Source organism: Neisseria sp. HMSC069H12 (genome assembly GCF_001812735.1).
In the GTDB taxonomy this organism is placed as follows: domain Bacteria; phylum Pseudomonadota; class Gammaproteobacteria; order Burkholderiales; family Neisseriaceae; genus Neisseria; species Neisseria subflava.
Window position 1 is genome coordinate 1 of record NZ_KV810281.1, and the last position, 11875, is coordinate 11875.

Sequence of the window (11875 nt, forward strand, 5' to 3'; positions counted from 1 at the left end):
ATTTACGAAGGTATGGCACATCCGGCGAAGGTAAACAAGATTCGCTACTATCAGGATGGAATGTTTACCAAACGGCTGAAGGGGGCGGTGAAGGTAGCCTCGTTGAAAGGTGGGTAGCAATAAGTAAAGCAAGGTCGTCTGAAAACGGGTTAGGATTGGTTTTCAGACGAATTGCTGTTATTCTGATATAAAATAGAAAGCAATGATTGAATCGATATTTTTCTTGGGAATTAGTAAATGAAAACATTTATACCAGAATTTTTTAAAATAACTTTGTATGGGTTTGCTGGTATTATATTATAGCGCTATTGATAATATTCCTGATTAGAAGCTATATGTTATATGAATCTCCGCACAGTTTAAAAATATGGCATGATACATCTGCAAAAAATGTTATTCTGGAGAAGTTAACAGTTAATAATAGAGAAGTTTTTAACGCAATAGGATATAGATTGGATAAAAAGGACTGGAATAGTATGCAGGTGGAAAGTCCTGAAATTAAGATTTCTTCCTCGAGTCAAAATATATCTATTCAATTTAATCTATCTGTGGATGGAAAACTTGACAGGCACAATGTAAAGTTCAAACTGAAGGACAATATTGTTCGATACGAGTAACTTTTGTAAATTCCAAAAACGTACATTGTGTATGTGATGGAATGGATTATTAATTTGGATTAAATGAGGTAACTTATGTCAAAAAAACCGTCCTTTATTGGAGAACGTATGAAGCAACCAATAGCTTTAGAAAAGAAGATTGCTATTGTAAGCGTTGTTCTGAGTCTGTTATTGCCTTTGGCTTATTTAATCTATATCAACATAAGATACTATGGATACTTTTCGATAGATCGGAGTCTTATTGAAAATTTACTTGGTTTTTGGGTTTCTATTGCAGCGAGTTATTGCCTATATATGCGTTTACGCAGCGGGGCAGTAATTGGCGCAATATTTCTTTCATTGGTTTTGTATTGTTGGATGGCATACGATATTTTGACTTCTATAGATACCAAAGCAGGCATTGCATGGATTTTCTATTATATTTGGGGACTGTTTTGTTTTATAAGTTCAATTTATCCTTCAATTAAGAAGCCAAGATTTTTTACAAAATCAGCATGGAGTGCATTTTTTGCAGCGATTGCAACCAATTTATTCGGTACAATTTTAATAATTTTCCTCTGTATATTAGGAAAACAAATATTATAGTCAAATTTTTTTCAAGGATAAATCATGGTGGACGGATTAAAAAAATATACTGTAACAGTTTATATTGCTGCTCTATAGATCACGAAGACTATCTTTCAACCAATATTATCGTAGCAGGTTTTTTAATACAGGATATAGGGGGATATTACAAACTTACGGTTAGACCGTTGAAGCAATATCCCGATTATCCCAAGTTGAAATTAGGTATTTATGTCAATATAGAACGTACCCCAAAATGATTTTACAGAAAGGAAATTATTATGAGCGGAAAAAGATATACCCTGACGATTTTGGGATTTCTAACAGCCCTTTTAAGTGCCTGTTCCCAATACGGCGACCCGTACAAAGACGTGCCGAAAGAGGTTGACGGACATCCGGTGTACGAAGTGCCGTTTGAGCAGCCGTTGGTTATCGATCCGAAGAAGGAGCAGGTGTTTTATTTCAAATTGAAGAAAAAATATCTTCCTAAGAATCAGGCTCGTAATCAAACCATATATATTATGACAATGTATCCGTATGAAGATAAAAAATATTTTGACATTGATAATGGGATTATCATGAATGATATTTTAATTAAAAATAAATTGCTAAAATTTGAGACAAAACTTGCCCATTTCGATAAAAACGGAAAGAAAACCCAAATTGGACTGAGCGACAGCCATATCTATCGTTCGGATTTGTTTGATGCTCCTCTCGAGGCAGTCAATATACCTCGATTTCAAAGCAATCAGACACAATTTATAGCAGATACTGCTATCAGCAGTCCGTCTCCAAGAGTATTTGACGGTGAAGAATACAGCATTTATGAAAATTCGATGGCGTATTTCCTAATACAGGAAAAAGGAGGCTATTACCGCCTATCAATCCGAGCCTTACACCAATATCCTGACTATCCGAAGCTTAAATTGGCGGTATATGTAAGTTTTCCACCTAGCGGCAAATAATTTTTTAAACAGGAAATGTAATGAATAACAAAAAATACACTTTGACCATTTATGTGGCTGCACCCGGCACACCTCTATTTGATATAGACACGGGGAAACCTCAATTGGATGAGGAAACAAAGCAGCAAAAAACCTCCCTGCCCGGTCATGTATTCTACGGCATCAGCGAAGATGGCGGACGTACCATCCATTCCTACGGTTTTGCTCCGCCTAAAGATACCGAGAAATATCATTGGTATCATCCCAACAAACCGGGGGATGTACAAAAAGGCGAGCACAAAGAGTACCGAAATCCGGTTTACGAACGCACTATGGAGATTACCGCAGAACAATATAAAGCATTACAGAAATTTGGGGAAAACCCTCAAAATTACGGTTTCAACAGAAGCACTTATAACTGGACGACCAACAGTTGCATCGACTTTACTTTTACCGCCCTCTACCGCAGCGGAATATATAAGGGTAAGGAATACATCCATCATTTCGAGGGAGTAGAGGTGGGCAGAACCCGTAATAATTCGCACGAAGGGGCAATCAGGGTATTGCCGAATATTGAAGAGTTCGACAAGATTCCCAACCAGATGCCCGACAGCAATTTGAACCGCACCATCAAAAGAGAAATGCCCAGCCGTACTTTCGGACAGTGGATTGTCAGTGAAAACGAACGCGAACAACCGTATCAATACGCGCAGGCGGCAGGTGGCTTTTCCCCCGACTTGCAACCCCTGCACGAAAAAGCCAGAACCCTGCTGGCCGAATGCAACCAAAGGGAAGGTATCTGCCAGTCCGAAACGGAATTCGACAATACCGCCGCCTACCTTACTACTGCCATGCAGAAAGCAAAAATGACCGATGTGGACGGTATCGGCAGAATGGACGGCAAGCTGCACGCCATCCATGATACGGAAGAGTTGGATGTCGCCATCGTCGATCCCAAAACAGCGGCTCAGACGCCTGTTGCCGACAGCGTGGCTCAAAGTAAGCAAACGGAACAACAGTTTGAATATGAAACGCAACAAAGGCAGTTGGCGCAATCCCAATCGCGCGGGATGATGATTTCGTAAGCGAAGATGCTGAACCGAATCGAAAGGTTTTATTCTTTCTGCTAAGTCTCAAAAGGCCGTCTGAAACACCGGCAATCGGGTTTCAGACGGCCTTTGCGTATTGTTTTGCGGTATAATTCCCAACATCTTTATCCATTGTTTTTAAAAGCACAAACCATGACACGCAAAATCCTTGTCACTTCCGCGCTGCCCTATGCCAACGGCAGCATCCACCTCGGCCACATGGTCGAACACATCCAAACCGACGTTTGGGTGCGCTTCCAAAAACTGCGCGGCCACGAATGCTACTACTGCTGCGCCGACGACACCCACGGCACGCCCGTGATGCTTGCCGCGCAAAAACAAGGCATCGCGCCCGAAGACATGATTGCCAAAGTGCGCGAAGAGCACCTCGCCGACTTCACCGGCTTTTTCATCGGCTACGACAATTATTACAGCACCCATTCCCCTGAAAACAAACAGTTTTCCCAAGACATTTACCGCGCGCTGAAAGCCAACGGCAAGATTGAGAGCCGCGTCATCGAGCAGCTTTTCGACCCCGAAAAACAAATGTTCCTGCCCGACCGCTTCGTCAAAGGCGAATGCCCGAAATGCCACGCCCAAGACCAATACGGCGACAACTGCGAAGTCTGCGGCACGACCTATTCCCCGACCGAACTGATCAACCCGTATTCCGCCGTTTCCGGTGCCAAACCCGAATTGCGCGAATCCGAACACTTCTTCTTCAAACTGGGCGAATGCGCCGACTTCCTCAAAGCATGGACTTCCGGCAATAATCCGCACGACGGCAAGCCCCATCTGCAACCAGAAGCCCTCAACAAAATGAAAGAATGGCTGGGTGAAGGCGAAGAAACCACGCTGTCCGATTGGGACATTTCCCGCGACGCGCCGTATTTCGGTTTTGAAATCCCCGACGCGCCGGGCAAATACTTCTACGTTTGGCTGGACGCGCCCGTCGGCTACATGGCGTCGTTTAAAAACCTGTGCGACCGCATCGGCGTCGATTTTGACGAATATTTCAAAGTCGACAGCCAAACCGAGATGTACCACTTCATCGGCAAAGACATCCTCTATTTCCACGCCCTGTTCTGGCCTGCCATGCTGCATTTCTCCGGCCACCGCACCCCGACCGGCGTGTACGCACACGGCTTTTTGACCGTCGACGGGCAAAAAATGTCCAAATCGCGCGGCACATTCATCACCGCCAAATCCTATCTGGAACAAGGTCTGAACCCCGAGTGGATGCGCTACTACATCGCCGCCAAACTCAACAGCAAAATCGAAGACATCGATTTGAACCTGCAAGACTTTATTTCCCGCGTCAACAGCGACCTCGTCGGCAAATACGTCAACATCGCCGCCCGCGCGTCAGGTTTCATCGCCAAACGCTTTGAAGGTCGTCTGAAAGACGTTTCAGGCAGCGCATTGCTGGCAAAACTCGCTGCCGAAAGCGACACCATTGCCGAGCAATACGAGAACCGCGAATACGCCCGCGCCCTGCGCGACATCATGGCATTGGCGGACGCAGTGAACGAATACGTCGATGCCAACAAGCCGTGGGAGCTCGCCAAACAGGAAGGTCAAGACGAACGCCTGCATGAAGTATGCAGCGAACTCATCAACGCCTTTACCATGCTGACCGCCTACCTCGCCCCCGTATTGCCGCAAACCGCCGCCAATGCCGCGCATTTCCTCAATTTGAACGCAATTACCTGGGCGAACACGCGCGAAACCTTGGGCGAACACGCCATCAACAAATACGAACATTTAATGCAACGAGTGGAGCAAAAACAAGTGGACGATTTAATCGAAGCCAACAAACAAAGCATTCAGACGACCCCTGCGCCTGTTGAAGACAGCAAATACGAAAAAGTCGCCGAACAGGCGAGCTTCGACGATTTCATGAAAATCGACATGCGCGTCGCCAAAGTATTGAATTGCGAAGCCGTCGAAGGCAGCACCAAACTTTTGAAATTCGACCTCGATTTCGGTTTTGAAAAACGCATCATCTTCTCCGGCATCGCCGCGTCTTATCCCAATCCCGCCGAATTGAACGGCCGCATGGTCATCGCCGTCGCCAACTTCGCCCCGCGCAAAATGGCAAAATTCGGCGTATCCGAAGGCATGATCCTCTCCGCCGCCACGGCAGAGGGCAAACTGAAGCTCCTCGACGTTGACGCAGGCGCACAGCCCGGGGATAAAGTGGGCTAAGTATCAAATCTTAAGGAGAAACCATGTTAAACCTTTCCGCACCGGTACTTAAAGAAATTGAGTTGCTTCATGATGCAGGCTTATCGGTTGGCGCTATTGTTGCAGTGTTGCGTCTGAAGTTTCCGGTAGAGCTCCATGATCGGGAGGACAAGAAAATTGAAGAAGCCGTTCTTCTCATGATCAATCCGCCGCGAAAAGCACCGTCTCTTTCCCGCTAAGGTAGCAATACCGGTTGAAAGGTAAATTTGGTTATGCTTCAACAAAAGGCCGTCTGAAACTTTCAGACGGCCTTTTTATTTATCCAAACGCTTATTTCCGTTAAAACTTTATCTCAACAATTCATCGGTAACGCGTTGCAGAAATTCGATACGCTCGGGTTTGGCTTCGCCTGATTCGGCAGCGGCTTTGACAGCGCAGCCGGGTTCGGCGCGGTGGGTGCAGTTGTGGAAACGGCACTGGCCGATAAGGTGGCGCAGGTCGGGGAAGTATTGCAGTAGATCGGCGGCTTGGAGATGATGCAGGCCGAATTCTTGCAGGCCGGGGGAATCGATGAGTCGGGTTTCTGCGTTTAAATCGTACAGTTGGGCGTGGGTGGTGGTGTGTTTGCCGGAATCGAGCGCGGTGGAAATGTCGCCGGTTCGGGCGGCTTGGTTGCCGAGTAGGGCGTTGGTCAGGGTGGACTTGCCCATGCCGCTTTGTCCGAGCAGGATGTTGGTTTGCCCTTCTAAAATGGGACGCAGGATGTCGGCGTTTTCCAATGCGTTGGTTTCAACCACTAAATAGCCGAGTGTTTCGTAGAATTTGAGTTTCTCGCGCCATTGGGCGGTTTCGGGGAGGTCGGCTTTGTTGAGGACAATGACGGCGTCGATGCCGGCCGCTTCTGCCGCGAGGAGGGCGCGTTGCAACAGGGCTTCGCTGGGTGAGGGGCTGGCGGCGGTTACGATGAGCAGTTGGGTAACGTTGGCGGCAATCAGTTTGGTTTTCCACGCGTCTTGGCGGTAGAGCAGGCTTTCACGCGGAAGGTAGTCTTCAATCACGACTTGTTCGCCGTTGATGGGGCTGATGCGGACTTGGTCGCCGCAGGCGAAATCGACGCGTTTTTTGCGGGTGGTGGCGTCATATGTTTGGCCGTCGGGGGTGCGGACGATATAGCGGCGGCCATAGCTGGTAATGATTTGGGCGGTATCGGTCATGATGGGGTTTATTGTTTGGAATGGTGTGATTGTACCGAAAGTCGGCTATGGCCGTCTGAAAACTTGTTTGCACCTTTTAACTTTCTTTGGCTTGGTTTTTTGGTGTTTCTGCCCTATATTTGCAATGTATTTGTTTTCAGGAGATTTCTTTATGGATTTCAGTCAGTTGCTCAATCAAGTTTTGGGTGCGGCTCAAAAAGGCGGCAAAGCGGTAGCGGACAGCCCGCTCAATTCTTTCGGCGGCGGCGCACTGACGGGTGCTTTGACATCAATGCTGTTGAAAAAGAAAAATACGAAGAAGCTGGTCAAGGCCGGCTCGGTCGCTGCTTTGGGTTTTCTGGCTTATAAAGGCTATCAAAACTGGAAACAAAACCGCCAGCAGGAAGAATTGCCGCAAAGTGCGTTCCAACCTGCCGGTCTGATTGGTGAAAACCACAGCCGTGTGATTTTGCAAACGATGATTGCGGCGGCGGCTTCAGACGGCCTGATTGACGATGCGGAACGCGCGGCCATTGAGCGTGAAAGCGGCAACGATGCGGAAATGGCGGCATGGCTGCAGGCTGAATATGCGCAACCGGCCTCTATCGAGCAAATTGCGGCTGCGGTCGGCAGCGACGAGGCTTTGGCAGCTGAAACTTATCTGGCGGCCAGATTGGTCTGCGCGGACTTGTCGCGCAAGGAAATCGTGTTCCTGAGCCGTTTGTCCCAAGCTTTGAATTTGGACGACCAACTGGTCGAAAGCTTGGAAAAACAGCTCGAATTGGCTTGAGCTTGATTTAAAAGGCCGTCTGAAACCTGATTTCAGACGGCCTTTCGACTTAATTTGAGAGTAAAATAACCCTTTCGACATATTAAAGGCTGTCTGAACATGAATAAACTTTTTTCCACATTCAAAACGCTTTTAGCCGCTTCGTCCGTCTTGGTATTGGCTGCCTGTCCGAGTGGCAACGCGCCGCAATCCAAACCTTCTACACAGGGTCAAAATACGGTTTCGCGTCCTGCACCCAAACCGAAAGCCACAGTTGCGCTGGCTTTGGGTGGCGGCGCGTCCAAAGGCTTTGCCCATATCGGAATTATTAAGGTTTTGAAAGAAAACAATATTCCGATCAAAATCGTTACCGGTACATCCGCCGGCTCGATTGTCGGCAGTATGTACGCTTCGGGAATGTCGCCCGACCGCCTCGAATTGGAAGCGGAAATTTTGGGTAAAACCGATTTGGTGGATTTGACCTTGTCCACTAGCGGCTTCATCAAAGGCGAAAAACTGCAAAACTACATCAACCGCAAAGTCGGCAACCGCCCGATGCAGCAGTTCCCCATCAAATTTGCCGCCGTTGCGACCGATTTTGAAAGCGGCAAACCGGTGGTGTTCAACGTCGGCAATGCCGGACAGGCCGTCCGCGCTTCCGCTTCGATTCCGAACGTGTTCCAACCTGTCGTCATCGGCAACCGCAAATATGTAGATGGCGGCCTGTCGCAACCCGTACCGGTCAGCGCGGCGAAAAAATTGGGCGCAAACTTCATCATTGCCGTCGATATTTCCGCCCGTCCAGCCAAAAACGTCAACCAAGGCATGTTCTCCTATCTTGACCAAACCTTCAACGTAATGAGTCAAACTGCCTTGCGCCAAGAATTGGGACAAGCCAATGTGGTCATCAAACCGCAGGTTTTGGAGCTGGGTTCGGTTGGTGGCTTCGACCAAAAACAACGCGCCATCCAACTGGGCGAACAGGCCGCACGCGCCGCCCTGCCTGAAATCAAACGCAAACTGGCGGCATATCAGTATTAATCATCCACCGTTTGAACAGGCCGTCTGAAAGTATGTTTTTCAGACGGCCTTTCTTGTGCAAATCTGCTAAAATCACGCGTTTCCTACAAATCATAAAATCCTAAAAAAATGAATATCTTTTACGAAGAGTCCGGCCAATTCAAAGTTGCCTCTATTGTCCAAAAAAACGACGCCACCTACCAAGTCGATACCCAACACGGCAAACGCACCAAAGTGAAGGCAAACAATGTCTTTGCCGAGTTTGACGGCGATATGGCGGCGTTTTTGGAAAACGCGCAGGCGCAGGCGGCGGACATCGACACCGATTTATTGTGGGAAGTATGCGGCGAAGAAGAATTTTCCGCCGAGGCGATTGCCGAAGAATATTACGGCCATGCGCCGACCAAAACCGAGCTGGCGGCGACTTTAATTGCGCTTTACGCCGCGCCGATGTATTTCTACAAAAAATCCAAAGGCGTGTTCAAAGCCGCGCCCGAAGAAACCTTAAAACAAGCGCTTGCCGCCATCGAACGCAAAAAACAGCAAGACGCGCAAATCGACGCTTGGGCGGAAGCCTTGAAACGCGGCGAGATGCCGTCTGAAATCGCGGCGGATTTGAAAACCATCTTACACGCGCCCGACAAGCAGTCGCTGACCTACAAAGCCTTTACCAAAGCCGCCGACGAGCTGAAAATCTCCGCCTACGAACTGGCGAAAAAAACGGGCGGCATTACGTCCATTCCCCAATACCTGCAAGACGGGTTTGAAATCAAATATTTCCCCAAAGGAACAGGCTTCCCCGACCTTCCGCTTCCTGAAATGCCCGACTTGCCCAAGGCCGACGTTACCGCCTTTTCCATTGACGACGAATCGACCACCGAAGTGGACGATGCCTTGAGCCTGACCGACTTGGGCAATGGCATGAAACGCGTCGGTATCCACATCGCCGCGCCGTCGCTTGCCATTAAACAAGGCGACAAAATGGAAAAAAACATCATGGAACGCTTAAGCACGGTTTATTTTCCCGGCGGCAAAATCACCATGTTGCCCGAAAACTGGATCGCCGCGTTCAGCCTTGATGCAGGTGCATACCGCCCTTCCATCAGCATTTATTTCGATGTGGACAGCGAGTTCAACGTCGGCGCGCCGACCTGCAAAATCGAAGCGGTCAACATCGCTGAAAACCTGCGCATTCAAACCATCGAGCCGCATTTCAACGCCGAAACCGGCTTGGATGAAGCAGGCGAAATGATGTTCGCCCACCATCAAGACCTGATTTGGTTCTATCAATTTGCCATCGCCCTGCAAAAAGCGCGCGGCAAATACGAGCCCGACCGTGCGCCACAATACGATTACAGCATCGAATTGGATGAGGAAGGCAACGTATCCGTCGTCCGCCGCGAACGCGGTTCGCCCATCGATACGCTGGTCAGCGAGATGATGATTTTGGCTAACAGCACTTGGGCGCAAATGCTGGACGAAAACGAGCTGCCCGGCCTTTTCCGCGTCCAACCGGCAGGCAAAGTGCGCATGAGTACCAAATCCGAGCCGCACATTGGTATGGGCGTGCAGCATTACGGCTGGTTTACCTCGCCGCTGCGCCGCGCCGCCGACTACATCAACCAAAAACAGCTGATCAGCCTGATCGACGACTCTGCCGAGCCGCTGTATCAAAACAGCGATGCCGAGCTTTTCGCCGCGCTGCGCGACTTTGATGCCGCCTATACAGCCTACGCCGACTTCCAACGCCAAATGGAAGCCTACTGGAGCCTCGTCTATCTGCAACAGCAAGGCATCAGCGAGCTGACGGCCACCATCCTCAAAGAAGACCTCGTCCGCATTGAAGGCTTGCCGCTGGTAACGCGCGCGACCGGTATTCCGTTTGACGCGCTGCCTAAATCGCAGGCATTGTTTAAAATCACTGAATTGGATGCCGAGAAGCAGTTTATCGCGCTCAACTATCAAAAAGCCGTTTTACCGGGCTGATAACGTTATTTCGTTTGAAAAAAGGCCGTCTGAACAAAGAAACAGAAATCTTTGATTTCGTTTTCACCCCTGTTCAGACGGCCTTAATCATCTAAAAATGCTACAATTCCCCTTTTCTGCCCATCATTTCAAACCATGAAAAAAAACGCCCCCCAATCCTTTGAAGAAGCCTTATCCCACCTCGAAACCCTGACCCAGGCCATGCAAAGCAGCGAAATGCCGCTGGAAGACGCCCTGGCCGCCTATCAGGAAGGCAACGAATTGGTCAGATACTGCCAAACCAAATTGGCGGAAGTCGAGCAGAAACTGCAAGTCTTGGATGCCGGCGAACTGAAGGAGTTGAACCTTGAACCCGGCGAATGAACTCAAAACATGGCAGCAAAAAGCCCAAGCGCAAACCGAATTGCTACTGGCGCATTTTTTGCCGTCTGAAAGCCAAGTGCCGCACACGCTGCATGAAGCCATGCGTTACGTTACCCTCGGCGGCGGCAAACGGCTGCGCCCGCTCTTGGTGCTTGCCGCGTCCGAATTGGGCGAAGCAAACCAAAACGCCGTCGAGCAGGCGATGACGGCCATCGAAATGGTGCACGTCTATTCGCTGGTTCACGACGATATGCCGGCGATGGACAACGACAGCCTGCGCCGCGGCAAACCGACCTGCCATGTGCAATACGATGAAGCAACCGCCCTTTTGGTCGGCGATGCGCTGCAAACCCAAGCCTTTGATGTACTGAGCCGTCCGACAGGCCTGTCTGCCGAGCGCCAGCTTGCCATGTTGTCCACGCTGGCACAAGCATCCGGCAGCCTTGGTATGGCGGGCGGACAAGCCATCGACCTTGCCAACGTCGGCAAAGCCATGAATCAGGCCGAATTGGAACAGATGCACAGCCTCAAAACCGGCGCGCTCATCCGCGCGGCCGTAGCCTTAGGCGCACTTTCCTGCCCAGACTTAACACCGGCGCAAATCCAAACCTTAGACCACTACGCCGCCAAATTGGGCCTGGCTTTCCAAGTGATCGACGATGTATTGGACTGCGAAGCCGATACCGCCACCTTGGGCAAAACCGCCGGCAAAGACTCGGACAACGACAAACCGACCTACGTCAAACTGATGGGCCTGCACGCTGCGCGTACTTACGCAGAAACGCTGATTGCAGAAGCCGTTGCCCTGATCGAACCATTCGGCGACAAAGCCCTGCGCCTGCGCCAACTGGCCGAGTTTGTTACCGCACGGAAAAACTAAACCTGCAAATAAATAAAGGCCGTCTGAAACCTGATTTTGGGTTTCAGACGGCCTTTTTAACAGCCTGAGACCTTTGCAAAAAAGCCTTTCCTCCAACAGCCGAAATCCAAACACAGGTTTTCGGCTGTTTTTGTTTCAAATATCCACTGATTCTACTCAAATCCCACCCTTAATTATCCTTGTATACCTGATTAATCAGGCATCCGAGCCGCCTTTTAGGCGCTAACAGGCGCACTTAGCCTGTTAGCCGCTTTCAACAGGTTC

11 protein-coding genes are annotated in these 11875 nt (G+C 49.3%); 10 read left to right on the forward strand and 1 reads right to left on the reverse strand.

The genetic code is table 11. The annotated features are described in order from the left end of the window. Positions 1 to 692: 692 nt before the first annotated feature. The 5 genes from HMPREF2872_RS05910 to HMPREF2872_RS05930 all read left to right on the forward strand — a co-directional run bounded on the left by HMPREF2872_RS05910 (position 693) and on the right by HMPREF2872_RS05930 (position 5639). Positions 693 to 1202, forward strand: a complete 510-nt coding sequence (locus HMPREF2872_RS05910) for a hypothetical protein (protein WP_063076354.1) — start codon at positions 693 to 695, stop codon at positions 1200 to 1202. 260 nt (positions 1203 to 1462) lie between these two features. After that, positions 1463 to 2146, forward strand: coding sequence for a hypothetical protein (locus tag HMPREF2872_RS05915; protein WP_070632015.1), 684 nt, complete (start codon positions 1463 to 1465; stop codon positions 2144 to 2146). A 20-nt stretch (positions 2147 to 2166) separates the two neighbouring features. Further along, positions 2167 to 3210 (forward strand): XVIPCD domain-containing protein, encoded by a 1044-nt coding sequence (locus HMPREF2872_RS05920; RefSeq protein ID WP_070632020.1) that lies wholly within the window; start codon positions 2167 to 2169, stop codon positions 3208 to 3210. A gap of 156 nt (positions 3211 to 3366) precedes the next feature. After that, positions 3367 to 5421 carry a methionine--tRNA ligase gene (gene metG, locus HMPREF2872_RS05925; protein ID WP_070632022.1) on the forward strand — a complete coding sequence of 685 codons (2055 nt, stop codon included), beginning with the start codon at positions 3367 to 3369 and terminating at the stop codon, positions 5419 to 5421. Between the two features lie 23 nt (positions 5422 to 5444). Beyond that, entirely contained in the window at positions 5445 to 5639 is a 195-nt protein-coding gene (locus HMPREF2872_RS05930) for a hypothetical protein (protein ID WP_049328774.1), read from the forward strand. 108 nt (positions 5640 to 5747) lie between these two features. On the opposite strand, the gene rsgA is transcribed toward HMPREF2872_RS05930, so the two are convergent. Continuing rightward, positions 5748 to 6614 carry a ribosome small subunit-dependent GTPase A gene (gene rsgA / locus HMPREF2872_RS05935; RefSeq protein ID WP_070632024.1) on the reverse strand — a complete coding sequence of 289 codons (867 nt, stop codon included), beginning with the start codon at positions 6612 to 6614 and terminating at the stop codon, positions 5748 to 5750. A 151-nt stretch (positions 6615 to 6765) separates the two neighbouring features. On the opposite strand from rsgA, the gene HMPREF2872_RS05940 reads away from it, so the two are divergent. From HMPREF2872_RS05940 to HMPREF2872_RS05960, 5 genes are all read left to right on the forward strand, one after another. After that, positions 6766 to 7383: a tellurite resistance TerB family protein gene (locus HMPREF2872_RS05940; protein ID WP_070632027.1), complete on the forward strand. Its 618-nt coding sequence runs from the start codon at positions 6766 to 6768 to the stop codon at positions 7381 to 7383. Between the two features lie 99 nt (positions 7384 to 7482). Then, positions 7483 to 8403 (forward strand): patatin-like phospholipase family protein, encoded by a 921-nt coding sequence (locus HMPREF2872_RS05945; RefSeq protein WP_070632031.1) that lies wholly within the window; start codon positions 7483 to 7485, stop codon positions 8401 to 8403. Positions 8404 to 8511: 108 nt separating this feature from the next. Continuing rightward, positions 8512 to 10368 carry a ribonuclease catalytic domain-containing protein gene (locus HMPREF2872_RS05950; RefSeq protein ID WP_070632034.1) on the forward strand — a complete coding sequence of 619 codons (1857 nt, stop codon included), beginning with the start codon at positions 8512 to 8514 and terminating at the stop codon, positions 10366 to 10368. Between the two features lie 135 nt (positions 10369 to 10503). After that, positions 10504 to 10731: an exodeoxyribonuclease VII small subunit gene (locus HMPREF2872_RS05955; RefSeq protein ID WP_070632036.1), complete on the forward strand. Its 228-nt coding sequence runs from the start codon at positions 10504 to 10506 to the stop codon at positions 10729 to 10731. Next, positions 10715 to 11611 carry a polyprenyl synthetase family protein gene (locus tag HMPREF2872_RS05960; protein WP_070632040.1) on the forward strand — a complete coding sequence of 299 codons (897 nt, stop codon included), beginning with the start codon at positions 10715 to 10717 and terminating at the stop codon, positions 11609 to 11611. The genes HMPREF2872_RS05955 and HMPREF2872_RS05960 overlap by 17 nt, the downstream gene beginning before the upstream one ends. Positions 11612 to 11875: the final 264 nt, after the last annotated feature.

What these genes read in the sequence shown, in the direction of transcription:
- HMPREF2872_RS05950 (WP_070632034.1), top strand. Translation starts at nt 8,512, where the DNA reads ATGAATATCTTTTACGAAGAGTCCGGCCAATTCAAAGTTGCCTCTATT.
- HMPREF2872_RS05955 (WP_070632036.1), top strand. Translation starts at nt 10,504, where the DNA reads ATGAAAAAAAACGCCCCCCAATCCTTTGAAGAAGCCTTATCCCACCTC.
- HMPREF2872_RS05930 (WP_049328774.1), top strand. Translation starts at nt 5,445, where the DNA reads ATGTTAAACCTTTCCGCACCGGTACTTAAAGAAATTGAGTTGCTTCAT.
- HMPREF2872_RS05920 (WP_070632020.1), top strand. Translation starts at nt 2,167, where the DNA reads ATGAATAACAAAAAATACACTTTGACCATTTATGTGGCTGCACCCGGC.
- HMPREF2872_RS05940 (WP_070632027.1), top strand. Translation starts at nt 6,766, where the DNA reads ATGGATTTCAGTCAGTTGCTCAATCAAGTTTTGGGTGCGGCTCAAAAA.
- rsgA (WP_070632024.1), bottom strand. Translation starts at nt 6,614, where the DNA reads ATGACCGATACCGCCCAAATCATTACCAGCTATGGCCGCCGCTATATC.
- HMPREF2872_RS05945 (WP_070632031.1), top strand. Translation starts at nt 7,483, where the DNA reads ATGAATAAACTTTTTTCCACATTCAAAACGCTTTTAGCCGCTTCGTCC.
- HMPREF2872_RS05915 (WP_070632015.1), top strand. Translation starts at nt 1,463, where the DNA reads ATGAGCGGAAAAAGATATACCCTGACGATTTTGGGATTTCTAACAGCC.
- metG (WP_070632022.1), top strand. Translation starts at nt 3,367, where the DNA reads ATGACACGCAAAATCCTTGTCACTTCCGCGCTGCCCTATGCCAACGGC.
- HMPREF2872_RS05910 (WP_063076354.1), top strand. Translation starts at nt 693, where the DNA reads ATGTCAAAAAAACCGTCCTTTATTGGAGAACGTATGAAGCAACCAATA.